This is a genomic window from Brevirhabdus sp., assembly GCF_052826345.1.
Map to the genome: position 1 here is coordinate 1 of NZ_JBRBUA010000109.1, position 21,311 is coordinate 21,311.

24 protein-coding genes and 1 riboswitch are annotated in these 21,311 nt (G+C 66.2%); of the genes, 14 read left to right on the plus strand and 10 right to left on the minus strand.

Features of this window, described 5'->3' with window-relative positions; genetic code table 11:
- From ACU0BR_RS13115 to folK, 3 genes are all read right to left on the minus strand, one after another.
- Positions 1–906 (minus strand): HD domain-containing protein (locus tag ACU0BR_RS13115; protein ID WP_446157280.1); only part of this gene is annotated, 906 nt, incomplete at its 3' end.
- 30 nt (positions 907–936) lie between these two features.
- Complete coding sequence (rpoZ, locus tag ACU0BR_RS13120; protein ID WP_446157281.1) at positions 937–1,290, minus strand: DNA-directed RNA polymerase subunit omega; 354 nt, start codon at positions 1,288–1,290, stop codon at positions 937–939.
- A 105-nt stretch (positions 1,291–1,395) separates the two neighbouring features.
- Positions 1,396–1,968 carry a 2-amino-4-hydroxy-6-hydroxymethyldihydropteridine diphosphokinase gene (gene folK, locus ACU0BR_RS13125; RefSeq protein WP_446157334.1) on the minus strand — a complete coding sequence of 191 codons (573 nt, stop codon included), beginning with the start codon at positions 1,966–1,968 and terminating at the stop codon, positions 1,396–1,398.
- A 155-nt stretch (positions 1,969–2,123) separates the two neighbouring features.
- Between folK and ACU0BR_RS13130 the strand changes: the two genes are divergently transcribed.
- The 4 genes from ACU0BR_RS13130 to rnhA all read left to right on the plus strand — a co-directional run bounded on the left by ACU0BR_RS13130 (position 2,124) and on the right by rnhA (position 4,920).
- Positions 2,124–2,699, plus strand: coding sequence for a LabA-like NYN domain-containing protein (locus ACU0BR_RS13130; RefSeq protein WP_446157282.1), 576 nt, complete (start codon positions 2,124–2,126; stop codon positions 2,697–2,699).
- A 160-nt stretch (positions 2,700–2,859) separates the two neighbouring features.
- Positions 2,860–3,810 (plus strand): 4-hydroxy-3-methylbut-2-enyl diphosphate reductase, encoded by a 951-nt coding sequence (gene ispH, locus ACU0BR_RS13135; protein WP_446157283.1) that lies wholly within the window; start codon positions 2,860–2,862, stop codon positions 3,808–3,810.
- Positions 3,811–3,832: 22 nt separating this feature from the next.
- Positions 3,833–4,456, plus strand: coding sequence for a glutathione S-transferase family protein (locus ACU0BR_RS13140; protein WP_446157284.1), 624 nt, complete (start codon positions 3,833–3,835; stop codon positions 4,454–4,456).
- Positions 4,453–4,920, plus strand: a complete 468-nt coding sequence (rnhA, locus tag ACU0BR_RS13145) for a ribonuclease HI (protein ID WP_446157285.1) — start codon at positions 4,453–4,455, stop codon at positions 4,918–4,920. The genes ACU0BR_RS13140 and rnhA overlap by 4 nt, the downstream gene beginning before the upstream one ends.
- 77 nt (positions 4,921–4,997) lie before the next feature.
- Here rnhA and fmt read toward each other — a convergent pair whose 3' ends face one another.
- The 3 genes from fmt to def (ACU0BR_RS13160) are packed head-to-tail and all read right to left on the minus strand — an operon-like array spanning position 4,998 to position 6,945.
- Complete coding sequence (gene fmt, locus ACU0BR_RS13150) at positions 4,998–5,903, minus strand: methionyl-tRNA formyltransferase (protein ID WP_446157286.1); 906 nt, start codon at positions 5,901–5,903, stop codon at positions 4,998–5,000.
- A complete protein-coding gene (gene def / locus ACU0BR_RS13155) occupies positions 5,900–6,397 on the minus strand; it encodes a peptide deformylase (RefSeq protein ID WP_446157287.1) in 498 nt (165 codons plus the stop codon). Before def (ACU0BR_RS13155) ends, fmt begins: the two co-directional genes overlap by 4 nt.
- On the minus strand, positions 6,394–6,945 hold the full coding sequence (gene def, locus ACU0BR_RS13160; RefSeq protein ID WP_446157288.1) for a peptide deformylase: 552 nt from the start codon (positions 6,943–6,945) through the stop codon (positions 6,394–6,396). The genes def (ACU0BR_RS13155) and def (ACU0BR_RS13160) overlap by 4 nt, the downstream gene beginning before the upstream one ends.
- 58 nt (positions 6,946–7,003) lie before the next feature.
- Between def (ACU0BR_RS13160) and ACU0BR_RS13165 the strand changes: the two genes are divergently transcribed.
- Entirely contained in the window at positions 7,004–8,173 is a 1,170-nt protein-coding gene (locus ACU0BR_RS13165; protein ID WP_446157289.1) for a MalY/PatB family protein, read from the plus strand.
- A gap of 67 nt (positions 8,174–8,240) precedes the next feature.
- Here the strand turns inward: ACU0BR_RS13165 and ACU0BR_RS13170 are convergent, their stop codons facing one another.
- On the minus strand, positions 8,241–8,588 hold the full coding sequence (locus ACU0BR_RS13170; protein WP_446157290.1) for a hypothetical protein: 348 nt from the start codon (positions 8,586–8,588) through the stop codon (positions 8,241–8,243).
- 190 nt (positions 8,589–8,778) lie between these two features.
- Here ACU0BR_RS13170 and ACU0BR_RS13175 point away from each other — a divergent pair, with 190 nt between their 5' ends.
- On the plus strand, positions 8,779–9,771 hold the full coding sequence (locus tag ACU0BR_RS13175) for a glutathione S-transferase family protein (protein WP_446157291.1): 993 nt from the start codon (positions 8,779–8,781) through the stop codon (positions 9,769–9,771).
- On the opposite strand, the gene ACU0BR_RS13180 is transcribed toward ACU0BR_RS13175, so the two are convergent.
- Positions 9,753–10,112 carry a hypothetical protein gene (locus ACU0BR_RS13180; protein ID WP_446157292.1) on the minus strand — a complete coding sequence of 120 codons (360 nt, stop codon included), beginning with the start codon at positions 10,110–10,112 and terminating at the stop codon, positions 9,753–9,755. The two genes, ACU0BR_RS13175 and ACU0BR_RS13180, sit on opposite strands and share 19 nt — an antisense overlap.
- Positions 10,113–10,283: 171 nt before the next feature.
- Here ACU0BR_RS13180 and ACU0BR_RS13185 point away from each other — a divergent pair, with 171 nt between their 5' ends.
- From ACU0BR_RS13185 to ACU0BR_RS13200, 4 genes are read left to right on the plus strand one after another with little or no spacing between them, the layout of a single operon-like run.
- Positions 10,284–10,661: a DUF1636 family protein gene (locus tag ACU0BR_RS13185; protein ID WP_446157293.1), complete on the plus strand. Its 378-nt coding sequence runs from the start codon at positions 10,284–10,286 to the stop codon at positions 10,659–10,661.
- Positions 10,657–11,634: a threonine-phosphate decarboxylase gene (locus ACU0BR_RS13190; RefSeq protein WP_446157335.1), complete on the plus strand. Its 978-nt coding sequence runs from the start codon at positions 10,657–10,659 to the stop codon at positions 11,632–11,634. Before ACU0BR_RS13185 ends, ACU0BR_RS13190 begins: the two co-directional genes overlap by 5 nt.
- Positions 11,631–12,542, plus strand: coding sequence for an adenosylcobinamide-phosphate synthase CbiB (gene cbiB, locus ACU0BR_RS13195; RefSeq protein ID WP_446157294.1), 912 nt, complete (start codon positions 11,631–11,633; stop codon positions 12,540–12,542). The genes ACU0BR_RS13190 and cbiB overlap by 4 nt, the downstream gene beginning before the upstream one ends.
- Before the next feature lie 54 nt (positions 12,543–12,596).
- On the plus strand, positions 12,597–13,820 hold the full coding sequence (locus ACU0BR_RS13200) for a lytic murein transglycosylase (RefSeq protein ID WP_446157295.1): 1,224 nt from the start codon (positions 12,597–12,599) through the stop codon (positions 13,818–13,820).
- Between the two features lie 121 nt (positions 13,821–13,941).
- Here ACU0BR_RS13200 and ACU0BR_RS13205 read toward each other — a convergent pair whose 3' ends face one another.
- Positions 13,942–17,397 (minus strand): chromosome segregation SMC family protein, encoded by a 3,456-nt coding sequence (locus ACU0BR_RS13205; RefSeq protein WP_446157296.1) that lies wholly within the window; start codon positions 17,395–17,397, stop codon positions 13,942–13,944.
- A 203-nt stretch (positions 17,398–17,600) separates the two neighbouring features.
- Positions 17,601–17,823: riboswitch (cobalamin riboswitch) on the plus strand.
- 36 nt (positions 17,824–17,859) lie between these two features.
- Here ACU0BR_RS13205 and ACU0BR_RS13210 point away from each other — a divergent pair.
- From ACU0BR_RS13210 to ACU0BR_RS13225, 4 genes are all read left to right on the plus strand, one after another.
- The gene (locus ACU0BR_RS13210; protein ID WP_446157297.1) at positions 17,860–18,030 is read left to right on the plus strand and encodes a CbtB domain-containing protein; all 171 of its coding nucleotides are present in this window, start codon (positions 17,860–17,862) and stop codon (positions 18,028–18,030) included.
- Between the two features lie 4 nt (positions 18,031–18,034).
- Entirely contained in the window at positions 18,035–18,745 is a 711-nt protein-coding gene (locus tag ACU0BR_RS13215) for a CbtA family protein (protein ID WP_446157298.1), read from the plus strand.
- Positions 18,742–19,227 (plus strand): GNAT family N-acetyltransferase, encoded by a 486-nt coding sequence (locus tag ACU0BR_RS13220; RefSeq protein WP_446157299.1) that lies wholly within the window; start codon positions 18,742–18,744, stop codon positions 19,225–19,227. Before ACU0BR_RS13215 ends, ACU0BR_RS13220 begins: the two co-directional genes overlap by 4 nt.
- 198 nt (positions 19,228–19,425) lie before the next feature.
- Positions 19,426–20,244: an FAS1-like dehydratase domain-containing protein gene (locus tag ACU0BR_RS13225; protein ID WP_446157300.1), complete on the plus strand. Its 819-nt coding sequence runs from the start codon at positions 19,426–19,428 to the stop codon at positions 20,242–20,244.
- A gap of 9 nt (positions 20,245–20,253) precedes the next feature.
- On the opposite strand, the gene ACU0BR_RS13230 is transcribed toward ACU0BR_RS13225, so the two are convergent.
- Positions 20,254–21,300: an NAD(P)/FAD-dependent oxidoreductase gene (locus ACU0BR_RS13230; protein ID WP_446157301.1), complete on the minus strand. Its 1,047-nt coding sequence runs from the start codon at positions 21,298–21,300 to the stop codon at positions 20,254–20,256.
- Positions 21,301–21,311 lie beyond the last annotated feature (11 nt).

The following is a 21,311-nucleotide window of genomic DNA, read 5'->3' on the forward strand; positions in this document are numbered from 1 at the left end:
GCCGTTGGTCTTGGGCTGGCTGATGTAATCCTTGAACCGCCCCGGCACCGCGCGCCAGCGCTGATGGATGGCGCCCAGCACCGAATAGCAGTCCTGCTCGCTTTCGGTGATCACGCGGAATCCGTAGATGTCGGAGAGGCGGGAAAACCCCTGCTTCTTCTCCTCCATCTTGCGCCAGATCGAATAGGGTTTCTTGGCGCGGCCGAACACATCGGCATTGATGTCGCGGATTTCCAGCTCGTGCCGGATATCGTTGGTGATCTTGTGGACCACATCGCCGGTTTCGCGCTGCAACGTGATGAACCGGCGCAGGATGGAATTGCGCGCCTCGGGGTTGAGCACGCGAAAGGACAGATCCTCCAGCTCCTCGCGCATCCACTGCATCCCCATGCGCCCGGCCAGAGGCGCATAGATATCCATCGTTTCGCGCGCCTTCTGGCCCTGCTTTTCGGGCCGCATCGCCTTGATCGTGCGCATGTTGTGCAGCCGGTCGGCCAGCTTGACCAGGATGACCCTCAAATCCTTGGACATCGCCATGAACAGCTTGCGGAAATTTTCCGCCTGCTTGGTCTCGGTCGAAGCCAGTTGCAGGTTGGTCAGCTTGGTGACGCCGTCGACGAGCTCCGCGATTTCGGGGGTGAAGCGTTCCGCCAGCTCGCTGTAGGTCGAGCCGGTGTCCTCGATCGTGTCGTGCAGCAGGGCCGTCACGATGGTCGCGTCGTCAAGCTGCATCTCCGTCAGGATCGCGGCGACCTGAACGGGGTGGGTGAAATAGGGTTCGCCCGAGTGGCGGAACTGGCCTTCGTGCTTGATCTGCCCAAAGGCATAGGCGTCCGCGATCATCCGCGCATTGCTGCGCGGATTGTAGTTGGCGACCAAAGCGATCAGATCTTCGACCTCGATCATCCGAGCCGCCGGCGTCGCACGGTCAAGGGATCAGCCCTGACCCTGTGCTTCCATGAGGGCACGCAGCAGCTTCTCCTCGGACATGTCGTCCTCGGCGGGCTTGTCGGATTCGACGCCCATCAGCAGGGCCATCGCATCTTCCTCGGGCTCATCGACCTCGATCTGCGACTGGTTCGCCTCGATCATGCGCTCGCGCAGCTCGGCCGCCGACTGGGTTTCATCCGCGATCTCACGCAGCGACACGACGGGGTTCTTGTCGTTGTCGCGCGCCACGGTCAACTGGCTGCCCGAGGCGATTTCCCGAGCGCGATGCGCAGCGAGCATCACCAGCTCGAACCGGTTCGGAACCTTGTCAACGCAATCTTCTACCGTCACGCGGGCCATGAGGGGACTCCAGTCTTACTCAGGAAGGTATCAGTCGGTGTATGTATGACCTTCGGCACCGAATGGCAAGGCCCGGACCGCCCGCCCGCGCCTGTGGCGCCCGCGTCATTCGATCCTGTCCACCTCGCCCGGACCGGGGGTCGCGATCTGCTGCACATCGGCCACCTGGTCACGCGGCAGCCGGGCGATCATCTGGTCGATGCCCTGCCCCAGAAGCGGGTGGCGCCAGTCCGGGGCGACGTCGCGCATCGGCACCAGAACGAAGGCACGATCCTGCAGGCGCGGATGCGGCAGAATCAGTTCGCCGGGGGCGTCGGCCTTCTGCTCTTCCAGCGGCAGCTCCATCCAGCTCAGCAGGGTCTGAGGGTCGGGCAGAATCAGCTCCCCCGCCGCCACGAGATCCAGATCAAGCGTCCGCGGCCCCCAGCGCTGCTGCCGCTGTCGGCCGAATTCCGCCTCCACCCGGTGGAGGGTTTTGAGCATGTCCTGCGCCGTCGCGTCGCAGCGGATGCGCAGGGCGGCGTTCACGAAATCCGGCCCCGATCCGACAGGAAACGCAGATGTGCGGTAAAATTTACTGATTTTCTCGGCCGATAGGCCCAATTCGCCGAGCCGCAGGACAGCCTTCAGCAGCGTCCGCGTCGGCGATCCGGCCGGTGACGTTGCGTTACTTCCCATCGCGACTATACCAAAGGTTACCCGTTCGTAACGTCCTTTAGGTTGCGACAAAATGAAATCTCCCTATTTTCTCGGGTACCCCTGCGGTACGGCGCCACTCATCTAACGACCCACTCACGGACGCTCGCCGGGGCTTTTTACCGGAAGGACACTTGATGTTTTACAGAGACGAACGATTGGCGCTCTTTATTGACGGCGCCAATCTTTATGCCGCGGCTAAGGCGCTTGGCTTCGATATAGACTACAAGCTGCTGCGGCAAGAATTCATGCGCAGGGGAAAGCTGCTGCGGGCGTTCTACTACACCGCCCTGCTGGAAAACGACGAGTATTCGCCGATCCGGCCGCTCGTCGACTGGCTGCATTACAACGGCTATTCCATGGTGACCAAACCCGCAAAGGAATACACCGACAGCCAGGGCCGCCGCAAAGTCAAAGGCAACATGGATATCGAACTGACCGTCGACGCGATGGAACTCGCGCCGCATGTCGACCATGTCGTGCTGTTTTCGGGGGACGGCGATTTCAAACCCTTGCTGGCCTCGTTGCAGCGCCAGGGCGTGCGGGTTTCCGTGGTTTCCACGATCCGCTCGCAACCGCCGATGATTTCCGATGACCTGCGGCGTCAGGCCGACAACTTCATCGAGCTTTCGGAGCTGAAGGACGTGATCGGCCGTCCGCCGCGCGAAAACAACGAGGACGCATCGCGCACGACCGAATCAGTCGACGGCTGAGCGTCCTTGGGGTGGGGCAATGAAAAGGCCGGGGTTCGCCCCGGTCTTTTTTGTTGGCGCCTCGCCCTTTACGCCGTCGACGCCGACGCCGACAGCCGGGCGCCGTCGGGGCTGGAACCTGATCCGCAGAAGCTTTACCTGTACCGACAGGAGGACGCCGATGACCAAACCCCCGCTTGATCTCTATCTTGCCGCCCCGCGCGGCTTTTGCGCGGGCGTGGACCGCGCCATCAAGATCGTCGAAATGGCCCTGGAAAAATGGGGCGCGCCGGTCTTCGTGCGCCATGAGATCGTGCACAACAAATTCGTCGTCGACGGGCTGCGGGACAAGGGCGCCGTCTTTGTCGAGGAACTGGACGACTGCCCGGTGGACCGCCCGGTGATCTTTTCCGCGCATGGCGTGCCGAAATCCGTTCCGGCAGAGGCCGCCGATCGTCAGATGATCTACGTCGACGCCACCTGCCCCCTGGTCAGCAAGGTCCATATCGAGGCCGCGCGGCACCATCAGAACGGGTTGCAGATGGTGATGATCGGTCACGCGGGCCACCCGGAAACCATCGGCACGATGGGCCAGCTGCCCGACGGCGAGGTGCTGCTGGTCGAAACCCCCGACGATGTCGCCACGCTGAAGGTGAAAGACCCCGAGCGTCTGGCCTTCATCACGCAGACCACGCTGTCGGTCGATGACACCCGGCACATCGTCGCCGCGCTGCGCGCCCGGTTTCCCGCGATCATCGGCCCCCACAAGGAAGACATCTGCTACGCCACGACCAACCGGCAGGAGGCGGTCAAATCCGTTGCGCCCCGCGTCGACGCCATGCTCGTGATCGGCGCACCCAACTCGTCCAACTCCCGTCGTCTGGTCGAGGTCGGCGCGGCCGCGGGCTGCCGGTATTCGCAGATGGTTCAGCGGGCCGCCGATATCGACTGGCGCGCGCTGGAAGGCATCCGCTCGGTGGGCATCACCGCCGGCGCCTCGGCGCCCGAGGTTTTGATAGAGGAGGTCATCGACGCCTTTCGCACCCGCTTCGACGTCACCATGGAAATCGTCGAAACCGCGCAGGAAAATGTGGAATTCAAGGTGCCGCGCATCCTGCGCGAACCTGTCTGACCCCGCCCGGAGGAAAAGACGGATGACCGCCCGACCGACGCTCTATTCGATGCCCAGTTCCGGCAACAGCTACAAGATCCGGCTGCTGCTGGCGCATCTGGGGATGACCTATGATCGGGTCGATTGCGAAAACGCCACGCCAGAGCTGGCGGAGGTCAAAGCACGGGGATTGCTGCCGCAGGGAAAGCTGCCCGTGTTCGTGCTGGCAGACGGCACCGCGCTGGTCGAATCGAACGCCATCCTGTGGCACCTGGCGCGGGGCTCCGACTGGATACCGAAAGATCCGTTGCCGCAAACGCAGATGCTGGCATGGATGTTCTTTGAGCAAAACCGCCATGAACCCGTGATCGCCATACGCGCCTCGATCCGCTGCTATGCCGACCGCAGCGATCAGGCCACGCCGGAACGGTTGTCGCAACTGCTCGAACAGGGTCACGCCATCCTGGGCGTGATGGACGACCACCTGCAGGGGCGCGACTGGTTCGTCGGTGACGCACCCAGCCTGGCCGATATCGCGCTTTACGCCTATACCCACAGCGCCGCGACACGCGGCGGCTATGCGCTGGAACGGTTCGCCGCGGTCGGGCGCTGGCTGAACCGTTTCGCCGCCCTGCCCGGCCACATAGCACTGGACCATGCCGCATGACCGAACTTCTGGCCTATACCGACGGCGCATGTTCGGGCAACCCGGGCCCCGGTGGCTGGGGCGCCCTGCTGATCGCCCGCGAGGGAGACAAGGTTCTGAAACAAAAAGAGCTTCAGGGCGGAGAGGCGCAGACCACCAACAACCGCATGGAATTGATGGCCGCCATCAGCGCGCTGGAATCGCTCAGCCGCGCGTCGAATATCATCGTCGTGACCGACAGCGCCTATGTGAAGAACGGCGTCAGCCAGTGGATTCACGGCTGGAAGCGCAACGGCTGGAAGACCTCCACCCGCAAGCCCGTCAAGAACGAGGATCTCTGGCGTCGTCTCGATGCGGCGCAGACACGACACACCGTCGAATGGCGCTGGATCAAGGGCCATGCCGGACACGCGGAAAACGAACGCGCCGACGAATTGGCGCGCGCCGGAATGGCCCCGTTCAAACCCGGGCGCGCCCGGGCGTGAGCGCCCGGCCCTGAAAAAACCGGGCCTGAAAAAACCGGCCCCGAAGACCGGGCAACCCGCCGCCGCGCGCCGCCTGCCTAAGCCAGAAAGGCGGGCAGCGTCGCCCCGCGCAGGAATTCCGCGCTGTCCATCGGCTTTTTGCCCTGCCGCTGCACCTGGGTGATGGTGACCGCGCCCGAGCCACAGGCGACGATCAGGTCGCGCAGCACCTGACCGGGCGCGCCCTTGTCCCCCGCGCCCGCGACGCAGGAGCGTAACAGCTTGACCCGCTCCCCGCCGATGTCGCACCAGGCGCCCGGGAAGGGCGACAGGCCGCGGATCAGACGGTCGACCTGATCGGCCGGGGCGTTCCAATTCACCCGCGCCTCCGACTTGTCGATCTTGGCGGCATAGGTGACGCCCGTGTCCGGCTGCGGCGTGGCCTTCAGGTAATCGAGCGACAGCAGCACCTCCTCGATCAGCCCCGCGCCCATGATCGACAACCTGTCATGCAGATCGGCGGTCGTCTCCTGCGGGCCGATTTCGGTGGCCTCGCACATCAGAACCGGGCCGGTATCCAGACCCGCTTCCATCTGCATGATGCACACGCCGCTTTCCGCGTCGCCCGCCATGATCGCCCGGTGGATCGGGGCCGCCCCGCGCCAGCGCGGCAGCAGGCTGGCGTGAATGTTCAGACAGCCGCGCGCGGGCGCGTCCAGAACGGGCTGCGGCAGGATCAGACCGTATGCCACCACCACGGCCGCCTCCGCCTTCAACGCGGCGAATGCCTGCTGCGCCTCTTCGCTTCGCAGGCTTTCGGGATGGCGCACCGTCAGGCCAAGCTCTTGCGCCCGCGCGGCCACGGGCGAGGGACGCGGCCGCCTGCCCCGCCCCGCAGGCCGCGGCGGCTGCGTATAGACGGCGGCGATGTCGTGCCCGGCCTGCGCCAGCCCGTCCAGGGCGGGCACCGAAAACTCGGGCGTGCCCATGAAAACAAGCCTCATCTCGCCATCTTTCGCGCTTTCCTCAACAGCATGTCGCGTTTTGTCCGCGACAGGCGGTCAATATAAAGCAGACCATCCAGATGATCTATCTGATGCTGCACACTGGTGGCCCAAAGGCCGGTGAACAGGCGGTCCACCGGCCGACCCGCACGATCGAGAAACCCCACCCGGACCTCTGCCGGGCGCCTTACCCGTGCGGAAACGCCGGGCAGATTGGGGCTGGCTTCCTCATGCGCGCGCAACCCGGCGCTGACCGAAAGCAATACGGGATTGGCCATCGCCACCGCCTGCCCCCGTCCGTCCGAGGCGTCGACCACCGCAAGGCGGCGCGAAATGCCGACCTGAGGCGCCGCCAGCCCGACGCCCGGCATCGCCTCCATCGTGTCGATCATGTCGTCCCAGATCGCGCGCACCGCGTCAGCCACCACCGCCACCGGCTGCGCCTTGGACCGCAGGCAGGGATCGGAGTAGGCGACGAACGGCAGCACGCTCATTTCCGCGCCAGCTCGCGCTTCAGCTTCTGCATCTTGCGGGTGATCATCTGACGCCGCAACGGCTTGAGGTAGTCGATGAACAGCCGACCGTCCAGATGGTCGATCTCATGCTGCACACAGGTCGCCCAGAGCCCACCGAAATCTTCCTGTTGCTCGACCCCGTCGCGGTCGATCCAGCGCACGGTGACCTCTGCCGGGCGCACGACCTCGCCGTATTGTTCCGGGATCGACAGGCAGCCTTCCTCATAGGTGTTCAGCTCATCCGAGGCGGCCAGGATCTCGGGATTGAACATCGCGAGCGGACGCGGCGCCATGCCTTCGCCCTTGACGCAGTCGAGCACGATCAGCCGCTGCAACCGTCCGATCTGCGGCGCCGCCAGCCCGATGCCCGGCGCGTGATACATGGTCTGAAGCATGTCATCGGCCAGCACGCGCAGCTCGTCCGACAGGTCGTCGATCGGTTTGGCGAGGCTTTTCAGACGCGGATCGGGGTGGATCAGAATGGGGTGCACAGTCATGACGCTGATGTAGGCGAAGGCACCGCCCATCGCAACGGCCTTGCGCCGCCTTGCCAACACGTTAGCTTGCCCAAAACAGGAGAACGCCATGAATTTTGACGAAGAAATCAACCGTTTCGGCACCCACTCCTCCAAGTGGGACATGATGGAGCCGACCTACGGCGTGCCGGCTGCGGACGGGCTGGCGATGTGGGTGGCCGACATGGATTTCCGTCCCCCCGCCTGCGTGCAGGAGGCGGTCGAGCAGATGGCGCGCATGGGGATCTACGGCTATTTCGGGGATGAGCGCGCGTATCGCCAGTCGATTGTGTGGTGGATGGCGAACCGCCACGGCTGGCAGCTCGACCCGGACGCCATCTTTTCGACCCATGGTCTGGTGAACGGCACCGCCATGTGCATCGACAGCTTCACCAGCCCCGGCGACGGCGTGGTGGTGATGACGCCCGTCTATCACGCCTTCGCCCGCGTGATCCGGGCGGCGGGGCGCAGGTTGGTCGAATGCCCCCTGCGCCTGTCCGAAGGCCGCTATGAGATGGATTTCGATCGGTGGGATGCGCAGATGACCGGCAGCGAAAAGATGCTGATCCTCTGCTCGCCGCACAATCCCGGCGGACGCGTCTGGACCCGGGCCGAATTGCAAAGCGTGGCGGATTTCGCCCGCAGGCACGACCTGCTGCTGGTCTCAGACGAAATTCATCACGATCTGGTCTATCCCGGCCACCGCCACACGCCCGCCGCGCTGATCGATGGGATCGAAGACCGGCTGGTGATGATGTCCGCGACCACCAAGACCTTCAACATCGCCGGCAGCCATCTGGGGAACGTCATCATCGCGGATATGGATCTGCGCCGGCGGTTTGCCGACCGCATGGCCGCGATGGGCAGCAGCCCGAATTCTTTCGGCCTCTTCATGGCAACGGCGGCATATTCCCCGCAGGGCGCGCAATGGGTCGATGCGCTGATGCATTATCTGGACGGCAACCGCCGCGTTTTCGACGAAGGGATAGCAGACCTGCCCGGTGTCCGCTCCATGCCGCTGGAGGCGACGTATCTGGCCTGGGTGGATTTCTCGGGCACCGGCATGACAGCCGCCGAATTCACCGGCCGGGTCGAGCGTCACGCCCGGATCGCCGCCAGCCACGGCCACACCTTCGGCACCGGGGGCGAGACATTCCTGCGCTTCAACCTCGCGATGCCGCGCGCCCAGGTGGTAAAGGCCGCGGAAAGGCTGCGCGAGGCCTTCGCCGATCTGCAATAGCCCCTTGCGCTCGCCGCCGCGCCGCTCCGGCGCACTCTGGCGCAGATCACGCCGCCACCGTCGGCCCCTATCGTCCCAGCAGCGCGATGGGGGCTTCCGGGTCGGCATAGAAATCCAGCGGGGCGGTTGCGCTTGCCGGGGTGTGGCGTTTGAAATCGTAGCAAATCTCGCCCTCCTCGACATGGGAGGCGACGATCAGGCAGCTATAGAGATGCCGCGCCCCGCTATAGAGGTCGACAAACCCGCGCAGACGCGGGGCATCCTCGCCTTCCAGCGCGAAACCGTTTTCCCAGATGCGCTGGACCGGAAATTCGGCGCCATCGGCACGGATGCACAACCGTTCCTTCTTTGATTTCTGGCGCTGACGAGCGATTTCCAGCTCCGCCCGCACCTCTTTCGGCAAGAAATCCGACATCCGTTCCCCCCTTCAATTCCCGCCGTCGCGACGAATCGAGCGGCTCATGACAACCATACCCCAAGATCTAGAACGGTCTAATGAAAGAACCATGAATGTGCGGCAATCGCTTGGCAGGTCTGCGCTGGCGCGGCTTTTCCAATCTTAACTTCGGCTTAAGTGTCGCTGGCGTAACAGAAGGGGCGGTGCGATGGGTCGGCTGAACAAGGGTGAATGGACGACGGACTGGTACGATACGACGTCGACCGGCGGGCGGTTCGAGCGGTCCACGACCGCCTTTCGCAACTGGATCACGCCGGACGGGGCCCCCGGCCCCAGCGGCGAAGGCGGCTTCAAGGCAGAAGCGGGCCGGTATCACCTCTATGTCTCCTACGCATGTCCCTGGGCGCATCGAACGCTCATCTTTCGGGCGCTCAAGGGGTTGGACGCGCTCATCGACGTCTCGGTGGTCCACCCGCATATGCTGTCGGACGGCTGGAGCTTCGCGACGGATTTCCCCGGCGCCACCGGCGACACGCTCGCGGGCGCGCGATTCCTGCGCGAGGTTTACACCCGCACGCAGCCCGACATCTCCGGCAGGGTGACGGTCCCCGTCCTGTGGGACAAGCAGCGCGGCACGATCGTCTCGAACGAATCGTCAGAGATCATTCGCATGTTCAACAGCGCCTTCGATGAGATCACCGGCAACACGCAGGATTTTCACCCTGCGGATCTGCATACGGAAATCGAGCGGGTGAACGCGCGGATCTATGACACTGTGAACAACGGCGTCTACAAGGCCGGGTTCGCGACGACCCAGACCGCCTATGACGAGGCCGTGACGGCGCTGTTCGATACGCTTGACCGGGCGGAGGAACTCCTGTCCCGGCAGCGCTATCTGACCGGCGCGCGCGTCACCGAGGCCGACTGGCGCTTTGCGGTCAGCCTGTTCCGCTTCGATCTCGTTTACCATCTGCACTTCAAATGCAACCGGCGGCGGATCGTGGATTACCCCAATCTATGGGCCTATACGAGAGAGCTCTACCAATGGCCCGGCGTCGCCGCCACGACCCGTTTCGATCACATCGTGGAACATTACCACTACAGCCACGATACGATCAATCCGCACAGGATCATCCCGATCAATCCGATTCTGGACTGGACCGCGCCGCATGGGCGCGGCTCTCAGGAGGCCGCGGAATAATGCTGGGCCAGCGCGCCCAGATCCTCGGGCGCGATATCCTCGGGCACCATCATGCAGGCGTTCTTGACGTGCTGGAAAAGCGAGCCGTCTGAAAAGAACGTCGAGCTTGTGACGAAGATGATCTTGGCCTGCGGCCGCCGGTAGGCCGCGAAATCGGCAATCGCGAAGGCGCTTTCGCCCGGCAGGATCAAATTCAGGATCATCAAGCTAATGGGTTGATTGCTGAGCGCGGCGATCGCCTCATCCTGCCCGGAACACAGGAACGCATCGGCGTTCTGGCGCGCGATATGCCCGTGCCACAGCCTGCCCAATTCACGGTTATGCTCGACGATTAAAATCAAACCTCTTGCCTCACAGATTCTTCGTTCTTTGACGTTTCAACTCAAAATCAGGCAACATCTTTAACATTCTGTTAAATTGAGGTGTCCGCGCCAGCTGACGGCCGAAACCCGCGGCCGGAGCCTTGCAACATTCCGCCAAATCCTTTTCAACACGTCCAAACCGGAGGCGCGATGACAACCTGGATCACAGTGTGCGACACATGCAAGCAAGCTGACTGGGCCGACAGATCCGTCGAGCGCACCGATGGCGAGGTCTTTGCCGAACGTATAGAGCATCACGCCCAGGCGGTGAGCGGCCTGCGCGTGCGCCGCCATTCCTGTCTGATGGGCTGCGCCAATGCCTGCAATGTGACCATACAGGCAACGGGCAAGCTTTCCTACACCATGGGAAAATTCGACGGCACCGAGCCGGATGCAGAAGGCGTGGTCGCATACGCGGCGCTGCACGCGCAGTCACCGGCCGGGCAGGTGCCCTATCGCCAGTGGCCCGCGGCGGTCAAGGGGCACTTCATCACGCGCCACCCGCCGTTGCCGGACAACGAAAATTAGCGGCCGCGCCGCCCCTGGCCGCGATCACGGCGGCGGCATCGACGCGGCGCGGCAGCGCTGGGGCGGAGCGCGCGCCGACTGGATCGACCTGTCCACGGGCATCAATCCCGTCCCCTACCCCTTCGGCGCGATCCCGTCCGAGGCATGGACCGCCCTGCCGGACCGCGGCGCACTTGACCGGCTGCTCGATGCCGCACGCCGGTTCTGGTCCGTCCCCGAGGGTGCCGCCATCCTCGCCGCGCCGGGGGCCTCGGCGCTGATCGCACGGATGCCCGAGCTGCTGGCGCCAGGCAGCGTGCGCATCGATGCGCCGACCTATAACGAACATGCCGCGTCCTTCGAACGTGCGAAATGGCGGCCTGCGGACGCCGCCGCGCCGCCTGCGGTGCGGGTCGTCGTGCACCCGAACAATCCAACCGGCAGCTTCTGGCGCGAAACGGGTGCGGGAACCGAACTGACGATCATCGACGAGAGCTTTTGCGATGTCGCGCCAGGGCGCAGCCTGATCGCCCGTACCGCGGCCCCCGGCACGGTCGTGCTGAAAAGCTTCGGCAAATTCTGGGGGCTGGCAGGCGCGCGACTGGGGTTCGCGATCGCAGAGCCGTCACTGATCGCGGATCTGGCCGAGCGCCTGGGGCCCTGGCCGGTGTCGGGTCCCGCGCTGGACATCGGCGCGCAGGCACTGACCGATACCGGCTGGGCGAGCGAGACGCGCGCGCGGCTGGACCGCGACGCGGCGCGGCTGGACGCGCTCATGCAGAGGCACGGGAACCACCTGGTCGGCGGCACGAGCCTGTTCCGCCTGTACCGCCTGTCTAAGGCCACGCAATTGCGCGACCGGCTGGCCCGCGCGCACATCTGGACGCGCACGTTCCCCTATGATCCGACCTGGCTGCGGCTGGGCCTGCCGGGACCGGTCGAGGCCTGGGAAAGGCTGGAACGCGCGCTGGCTGAACCGCCGCGGACCTCATGACGACCGCCGCCATCCTGGCGATCGCCCTGATCCTCGATGCGCTCTTCGGCGAGCCGGAATGGCTGTGGCGGCGCTGGCCGCATCCGGCCGTCATGATGGGCGCGCTCATCGCGCACATCGACCGGCGGTTCAACGAGGGTGCGGCGCGGCGGTGGCGCGGCATCGCGGCCATGGCGGTGCTGTCCGCCGGCGCATGGGCCCTCGGTCTGGTGCTGGACACCCTGCCGGCGGTGGCGCAGGCGATTGTGGTGGCCGTGTTGCTGGCACAGCGCAGCCTATGCGATCATTTGCGCGATGTGGCCCTTGCCCTGCGCCGCGACCTGCCCGAGGGACGGCGCATGGTTGCGCGCATCGTGGGCCGCGACGTCGAGACGCTGGACCGATCGGATGTGGCGCGGGCCGCGATCGAAAGCGGCGCGGAAAACCTGTCGGATGGCATCGTGGCGCCCGCGCTGTGGTTTCTGGTCTTCGGCCTGCCGGGGCTCATCTTCTACAAGATCACGAATACCGCCGACAGCATGATCGGCTATCGCACCGAACGTCATGCGGAATTCGGCTGGGCGGCGGCGCGGCTCGACGACGTCGTGAACTGGCTGCCCGCACGGGCGACCGCCGTGCTGATCGCGCTCAGCCACGCCAGCAGGGGCGCAATTCGGATCGCGCGGCGCGATGCCCGCCTGCACCGCTCCCCGAATGCGGGCTGGCCCGAAGCCGCAATGGCGGCTGTTCTGAACGTCGCGCTCGCGGGGCCGCGGTATTATCACGGCGAATTGACCGCATATCCGCTCGTCCATCCCGAGGGGCGCAAAACCCTCTGCCCGCAAGACATCGAGGGCGCGATCCGGGTGCTCTGGCGGGTCTGGCTGCTGCTGCTCACAGGCGCGATCCTGCTTGCCGCGCCGGGCTGAGCGTTGCGGCGCGGCTAGGGAATGCTAGGCTCAGCCCGCATTCAGGAGGACTTCATGCAACGCAAGGCACTGCTCACCGCCACGACCCTCACGCTCGCTGCCGCCGCTATGTTTGCCGCCACGATCACCGCAGGTGCCGGTGCCGCGCGCGCCCAGACGCAGCCCCAGTGCGGCGGCGATTTTTCATCCTGGCTGGACGCCCTGCGTCAGGAAGCGCAAGCCAAGGGGTACGACCAATCCACGATCGACGGTTTCCTTCGCACCGCGCGGCTGGACCGGAACGTGCTGAAAGCGGATCGGGCGCAGGGGGTTTTTCAACTGCCCTTCATCGAGTTTTCCCGCCGCCTGATCAGTCAGAACCGGGTGGAAAACGGGCAAAAGCAGGCCAGAAAGTGGAACGCCGTTTTCGACCGGGTCGAACGGGACTACGGCGTCAGCCGGGGCGTGCTGCTGGCCTTCTGGGCGTTCGAGACCGATTTCGGACAGGTGCAGGGCGATTTCAATACCGTCAACGCGCTGCTCACCCTCAGCCATGACTGCCGCAGGCCGGAGCTTTTCCGCCCGCAAGTCATGGCCGCGCTGGAGCTCTACAAGCGCGGAGAGATCGACCCCGCCACCACCACCGGCGCCTGGGCCGGAGAAATCGGCATGGTCCAGATGCTTCCCGCCGACATCCTGGAAAACGGCGTGGATGGCGACGGCGACGGCAAGGTCAGCCTCAAGTCCTCGCCCCCCGATGCGCTCATGTCCGGGGGGAGGATGCTGCGCGCGCTTGGCTGGCGCGCGAATGAACCCTGGCTGCAAGAGATCGAGATGCCCCGCGATTTCGACTGGGCCAGCACCGGCTTGAACCACACCAGGACCGCCAGCGAATGGGCGGCGCTGGGGGTGCGGCCGCGCGAAGGCGCACTCAAGGGGCCGGACCTGCCCAGTTCGATCCTGCTGCCGCAGGGCCGCAAAGGTCCCGCCTTTCTGGCCTATCCGAACTACAGCGTGTTTTTCGAATGGAACCGTAGCTTCGTCTACGTCACCACCGCGGCCTATTTCGCCACCCGCCTCGAGGGCGCGCGCATATACGATGCGGGCAACCCCGACCCCGCATTTTCCGGCGACCAGATGAAGGAGCTGCAACGCAAGCTGGTTGCGCGCGGCTACGATGTCGGTTCCGTCGACGGGATATTGGGCGAGCGCACGCGCGAAGCCGTTCAGATGGAGCAGATCCGTCTCGGCCAACCCGCCGACGCCTGGCCCACGCGCGCCCTGCTGGACGCGCTGTAAGCGGCTGCTTCTTCTGGTCTCAAATATCCAAGTCCCTGCGCCGGACAGAATTCCGGCGCAGGGAAGACCGCGATGGGCGGGATCTGGATATTTTCCGACCAGAAGAAAACCCGCGTCACGCTCAGGCGACCATGGCCTCGGCCTTTTTCAGATCGACGCTGACCAGCTGGCTGACCCCCTGTTCGGCCATGGTGACACCGAACAGCCTGTCCATACGGCTCATGGTGATGGCGTGATGCGTGATGATCAGAAAGCGGGTGCCGGTGCGGCGCGACATCTCGTCCAGAAGGTCGCAGAACCGCGTGACATTCGCATCATCCAGGGGCGCGTCGACCTCGTCCAGCACGCAGATCGGCGCGGGGTTGGCCAGGAAGACCGCGAAGATGAGGGCCATCGCGGTCAGCGTCTGTTCTCCCCCCGACAACAACGACAGGGTCGAGAGTTTCTTGCCGGGCGGCTGGCACAGGATTTCAAGCCCGGCGTCCAGCGGGTCGTCGCTTTCGACCAGGACCAGCCGCGCCTCGCCGCCGTTGAACAGATGGGCGAAGAGCATGGCGAAATTCCTGTTCACCTCCTCGAACGCGTCCAGCAGCCGCGCGCGGCCCTCCTTGTTGAGGCTCGCCACCGCCAAGCGCAGCTGCGCCACCGCATCCGCGAGATCCTGCCTGTCGCGGGCAAGGCCGTCATGTTCTTCGCGCACGGTGCGGGCGTCCTCCTCTGCGCGCAGGTTGACGGCGCCCAAGGCGTCGCGTTGGCGCCGCAGCCGATGAACCTCGGCCTCCACCGTCGCGGCGGGCGGCAAGGGGGCCGCCCCCAGGCCCAAGGTGCCCTCCAGCGTCTGCGGGTCGCAATCCAGCGCCTCCTCGATCCGGGCGGCGGCCGCTTCGACAGCCTGAAGCGCCGCGTCCGAGCGCGCGTCGGCCACCGCGCGGCGTTCGCGCGCGGCGGAGGCCGCGCGCTCGCCGTCGCGTTCGGCCTGGTCCGCCTGTTGCAATTCCGCCTCCGCCCGGGACAGGGCATGTTCCGCCCGCTCATGCCGATCGGCCGTTTCGGCGGTCCGTTGGTCAAGCGAGGCGGCTTCCGCATCCAGGTCCCGCGGCAGCGCCCGCGCGGCGCTCAGCTCCGTCTCGCTGGCCTGCAATCGCTGGGATAGTTCCGCGATGCGGGTCTCCGCGCTGCCGCTGCGCGTCAGCCACATCGCATGATCCTGCGCGATCTGACGCAGCCGGGCGGCGCGCGCCTCGTCATCGCGGCGCTGCTCCGATTCGGCCGCGCGCCGCGTCAGCATCGTCAAACGCGCGGCCTCCACCGCCAGGCGCAGCTCATCGACCTGCACCTCGAGCTGGCCCAGATCGCCCAGCGCGCTCAGACGTCCGCGCGCCAGCGCCAGCTCTTCCTCCGCGGTCTGATGCTCCGCGCGCAGCGCTTCCAGCGCGTGCGTCGCGGTCTCGACCGCGGTATTCGCGCGCGTGCGGTCGGCCTCCGCCTTGCTGTCGGCGCGGGATGCCTCGGCAAGGCGTTGGTCGGCGGATTTGACGGCGCCGCGACAGGCTTGCTCCTCTTCCCTGCACTGGCGCAACTCCGCCAGCAGGGCCCCATGGCGCTGCGTGCAGGCATCGAGATCGCGCTGCATCTCATCGATCTGATCTTGCAGGGCGGCGCGGCGATTGACTTGCTGCAAGTGCAGCGCGGCGGCCGAGGGCGCATCATCCACCGAAAGCCGCAGCCCGTCCCAGCGCCACAGATCCCCCGCCTGACTGACCAGTCGCTGCCCCGTCGCCAGCCGCGCCTGCATCGCGGCCCCCTCGGCAGGGGCGACGACCCCGATCTGCGCCAGCCGCCGCGCCAGCACCTGCGGCCCGCCGACAAAGCGCGACAACGGTACGGCCCCCTCGGGCAGCGCCGGCATGTCGTCCCGCACCGGCAGCGCGATCCAGCCCGTGTCCGCGCCCGCCTCGGCCTCCGCCTGCCGCAGATCGTCGGCCAGCGCGGCGCCCAATGCGGGCTCGTAGCCCGGCGTCACCTCGACCAGATCCAAAAGCCGCCCCCCCGTCGCCGCGTCGGGACGCAACAGCCGGTCGAGCGCCGAGAATTCCGCCGTCAGGGCAGCCGCCTCACCGGCAAGCGCGGCTTTCTCGCGCGCGGCGTCGGCCTCCCGAACGGCAAGCTCGGCCCTGGTCTTTTCCGCCTGGTGCAGATCCTGCACGGCCCTGTCCGCATCCTCTTCGGCCTGCCCAAGGGCCTGTGCCGTCCGTGCGACCTGCGCGGAAAGATCGCTGAGCGCTGCTCGCGCCTGCGCGGCATCGCCTTCGCGGCGGGAGATCTCCGCCGCCACGCGGTCCAGCTTGCGCTGCACGTCCTGCTGTTCCTGCACCGCCGCGTGATGCAGGGCGGATTGCCGCGCCAGCTCCTCGGCACGGCGCGCATGTGCCGCCTCCCGCTCGGACAGGAACGCCCCGGCCTGTTCAGCCGCGGCATGTGCGGCATGAAGCCGGTCCGCCGCGCCCGCGTCCTGCTGCTGCAATGCCGCCTGTTCCTGCGCCAAGCGCGCGATCGTGCTGCCCGCGTCCTCGCTGAGCGCGGTTTCGCGTTCCATGTCGCGGCGCAACTGTTCGATGCGCGCCTCCAGCCGGGTGATCGTCTCGGCCGCGCGGGCACGCTTTTCTGCTAGCTGGTCCATGTCCTGTTGCAACTGTTGGCGCAGCGCGGCCGCGATCGTGCGCTCCTCGCGCAGGGGGATCATCGCGGCTTCCTGCGTCTGGCGCCGCGCGCGTGCCTCTTCGGCGCGGCGTTCCATCGAGACAGCCTCCGCGGCCAGGTTCGCGGCCTCGTCGCGGGCTTTGCGCGTCTGCTCTTGCGCCGTGTGCCAATGGCGGTAGAGCAACAGCCCCTCGGCCTGCCGCAGATCGGCGCCGATTTCGCGGTAGCGTTCGGCCTGTCGCGCCTGACGCGCCAGTTGCGCCAACTGTCCGGCAAGCTGTTCGAGCACATCCTCGACGCGGGCCAGATTGGTCTCGGTACCCTTCAGCTTCAGCTCCGCCTCGTGGCGGCGCTGGTAGAGCCCGGAAATACCGGCGGCCTCCTCCAGAATGCTGCGGCGCGCTTTCGGTTTGGCGTTGATCAGCTCCGCGATCTGGCCCTGACGGACCAGCGCGGGCGAATGCGCCCCGGTGGAGGCATCCGCGAACAGCATCTGAACATCGCGCGCCCGCGCCTCCTTGCCGCCGATCTTGTAGGACGAACCGGCATTGCGCGTGATCCGGCGCACCACCTCGAAACTGTCGGCGTCGTTGAAACCGGCAGGGGCCAGACGCTCGGCATTGTCGATGGTCAGCACGACCTCGGCGAAGCTGCGTGGCGGCCGCGTCTGCGCGCCGGCAAAAACCACATCCTCCATCCCGCTGCCGCGCATGGCGCTGGCCCGGTTTTCGCCCATGACCCAGCGCAGGGCCTCCAGCAGGTTCGACTTGCCACAGCCGTTAGGCCCCACCACGCCCGTCAGCCCGTCGGAGATCACCAGATCCGACGGGTCCACAAAACTTTTGAAGCCGTTCAGTTTCAATCTGCTCAGACGCAAGGATCAGGGTCCGTTTTGATTCCATCAAGTCCGCGCTTGTCGAAGCGTGAACCGCCCCTGTCAATCGCTGCCCGCAGGATAAGGCAATAGATCGCCATCCCGCCAGCCGACATTGTCCGGCAGCCTGCGGCGCGACCGACCCGCCAGGGCACGATTCCCGCCCATCCTGCGCGCGCGCCCTTGACCCTGCCCCGCCGGTAGGTCTAGCGTCAGGGTCACATGGTCTTCCGCGGGCGCAAAGCGCCTGGAAGTGAAATGGGAATTCGGTGTGGGTGACCCAATCAGGGGCCCGATGCCGAAGCCGCCCCCGCGACTGTAAGCGGTGAGCGCCCCGTCGATATGCCACTGGCGCAAGGACGCGCCGGGAAGGCGACGGATGCGTTTTGACCCGCAAGCCAGGAAACCAGCCGTGTCACAAGTGAAACCTCCTGTCGGGTGTGACAGGCAAAGGAGTATGACGATATGACCACCAAGGCAATTCTGGCTTCCAGCGAGACCTCCGATCTGCGCGGCATCGGTGCCGCCGTGCTGGCCGGGCTCGTGCTGCTGTTCGCGGCGGGCATTTCGCAGGCGTCGGTGCTGCACAACGCGGCCCACGACCAGCGCCACGCCATCGCTTTCCCCTGCCACTGATCCGATGACCAAACGGATTTTCGTCAGCGCGCTGTTCGCTGGCCTGGCCGCGGGGCTTGTCGCCGCGGCCCTTCAGCTGTGGCTGATCGTGCCGCTGATCCTGCAAGGCGAGCTTTATGAGACCGGCGCGCAGGTGCATTTCACCGACGGCGCCGCCCAAAGTGCGGCCCCGATGACCGGCATCGGCGCGGATCTGTCGCGCCACGCGATGACCGTCGGCATGAATGTGGTGGCCTTCACCGCCTTTGCCTTGTTGATGGTCGCGGGGTTCGCGATAGCCGGGCTGCGCGGCCGCCCGGTTTCTGCCCGCGCCGGCGTGATCTGGGGGCTGGCCGGTTTTCTCGGCTTCGCGCTCGCCCCGTCGGTGGGCCTGCCGCCGGAGCTGCCGGGCACGATCGGCGCGGCGCTCGAATCGCGACAGCTGTGGTGGGGGCTGACGGTGATCTGTTCGCTCTCGGGGCTGGGTTTGATCGCCTGGGCCGGGCGGTGGTCGGGCATCCTTGCCGGAATCGCGTTGATATTGCTACCGCATCTCATCGGCGCGCCACGTATCGACACCTATTTCGGCGTCGCCCCGCCGGAGCTCGCCTCGCTTTTCGTGGCGCGAAGCCTTGCTGTCTCCGCCGTGAGCTGGGCGTTTCTGGGGGCTGTCGCCGCGTGGTTCTGGACCGGTGGTGGACGGGACGCCAAAGCGGCCGATAACATCCGCCCATGACAAACCGATATGTGGAAATCACGGTAATGTCGGCCCTGGCCGCCGAAAGCCGGGATCTGATCGACGGCAGCCAACGGGCGCTTCTGGCGGTATATCCGCCGGAAGAGGTCTATTCCCTTTCGGCCGAGGAGCTGGAGGCACCGGACATCCGTTTTTACGTGGCCCGGCTGGACGGGACGGCGCGCGGCTGTGTCGCCGCGCTGGAAAAGCCGGACTATGTCGAGGTCAAGCGCCTCTACGTCGCCCCCGAAGCCCGCGGCCACGGCCTGTCGCGCCACCTGATGCAGCGGCTGGAAGCGGATGCGGCGCGCGGTGGCCACCGAGTTGTGCGGCTGGAAACCGGTCCCGGCCTGCAAGCGGCGGTCAGCCTGTATCGCCGGATGGGCTACAGCGAAACCGGACCCTTCGGCGAGTATTCCGATCATCCGTCGAGCCTGTTCATGGAAAAGGCGCTGTATCAGGCGATGAGCGGCGCCGACTGACCACGCACAGCGCCGCTTGAGGCCCGGCCCGCTCCTCTGGCCGGGGGGTCGCCAGACCCCAAGCCCGATGCCCGCTTTTTCCGAAGCGGCATCCAATACCCCCTGCACCGACAGCCCCCGCCGACGCAACGCCGCCGTCCACCCATCGCGGAAGCCATTGTACTTGCCTTCTCAGAGCACTGCTGACAGGACTAGCTCATGCAAGAGCCTCCGCAACAGACACAAAGCGTCCACGACCCGCTTGACCCGGCACGGGTGATAGCGCTGCATCACACGCTGGGCCACAGCGGCACGGCGCCGGATACCCTGCCTCCCTTGGGCCATTACCTGTATTTCTGGGACCCTCGGCCCCCGGACGCGCTTGGCCGCGACGGCCATCCGAAGGTCGGCGATTTCATCCCCGATCTGGGTCTGCCGCGCCGGATGTGGGGCGGCGGACGGTTGACATTTCACGCACCGATCGCACTGGGCCAGCCCGCCGAAAAGCGCAGCAGGATCATCCGGGTCACGCGCAAGAAGGGCAACAGCGGCCCGCTCGGCTTTGTCACCCTATGCCATGAATTCTTTCAGAATGGTGAACGCTGCCGGATCGAGGAACAGGACCTGATCTACCGCGAAGATCCCCGCCCCGACGCGCCCGCGCCGCTGACGATCGACGCCCCCATGGACGAGGACCACCTGGAACACGCCGGTTTCGACAGCACGCAGCTGTTCCGATATTCGGCACTGACCTTCAACGGGCACCGCATCCACTACGATCAGGATTATTGCAGCCGGGTCGAAGGTTATCCTGGGCTGGTCGTCCACGGGCCGTTGCTGGCGCAACTTCTGGTAGATATGGCGCAGCGTCTGATCGGGCCGATCGCGTCTTTCAAGTTCCGCAGCACGGCGCCGCTGTTCCTGTTCGAGACGGCGGAGCTCTGCGCGCGCGAACGCAACGGCGGGTTGATGCTGTGGGTGCGCGGCCCGGACGGTCGGCAATGCATAGTGGCCGACGCGACGCCGCACCTATCCTAGCAGGTCGCGTCACAAGTTCGCCTTTACCGCGAACCGCTCCGGGATCTCGTCGCGCCCCTCCAGGATCAGCCCGGCCATCACCTCGCCGACCTTCGGCGCCATGCCGAAGCCGATCTTGAAACCGCCGTTGGCGATGAAGACATCGGGCAGCGTCGGATGCCGCCCCAACATCGGCGCCCGGCTGCGCGCGCGCGGGCGCACCCCCGCCCAGCGGTCGACAACCGGCGCGCGCGCCAGCGCCGGCATCGCGGCCATCGCGCGATCATGGAGCGCATCGAGCTGCGCATCGACGCGATCCGGCGCATCGAAAAACCGTTCGCTGGTCGAGCCGATCGCGAGCGTGCCGTCGTCATGCGGCACGAAGTGCAGCGTGTCGGCAAAGATCTGCGGCAAGCCCGCCGCGTCGTGGCGCAACAGCAGCGCCTGCCCCTTGACCCCGGCGCCGACCGCGCGCGGCGCCCCCTTGGACAGCGCGGCCAGGCCTTGGTATCCCGTCGCCCAGACCTGAATGCCCGCAGGCGGCGCGGCCTCGGTCACCTCGATCACCCCCCCGCGCGCCACGAAGGCCCGGGCCAGCGCCAGGGTCGCCCGCCGCGGATGGATCAACGCCGAAAGCGTGTCGTGGATCAGATAGCCGGTGGCCGATGGCGGCGCCCAATGCGGAAAATCCGATGTCTTGCACACCCGCCAGCGCGCGGCCCCCTGCCAAAGCGCATCGGCCGATGCCTGCCTGTCGCGCGCACGGTCAAGTGCGGCCGCATCGGGGACCGGCTGCAACCGACCGCTGCGCCGATAGCCGCTGGAACAGCCCGAAACCTGCTCCACCTCGGTCCAGAAGGCTTCCGCCGACAGCAGGCTTTCAAACTGGAACGCCTTCTTTTCATTCCAGTTTTCCGGCGTGTGCGGCGCCAGCGCCCCGACAATGCCGCCCGATGCACCCGCCGCCACCCCCCGGCGGTCGACCACCCGCACGCGGGCACCGCGACGCTGGCAGGCCCAGGCCACCGAAAGGCCGAAGATCCCCGCTCCCACGACGGTCATGTCCCGCATTGCCATTACCTCGCCGC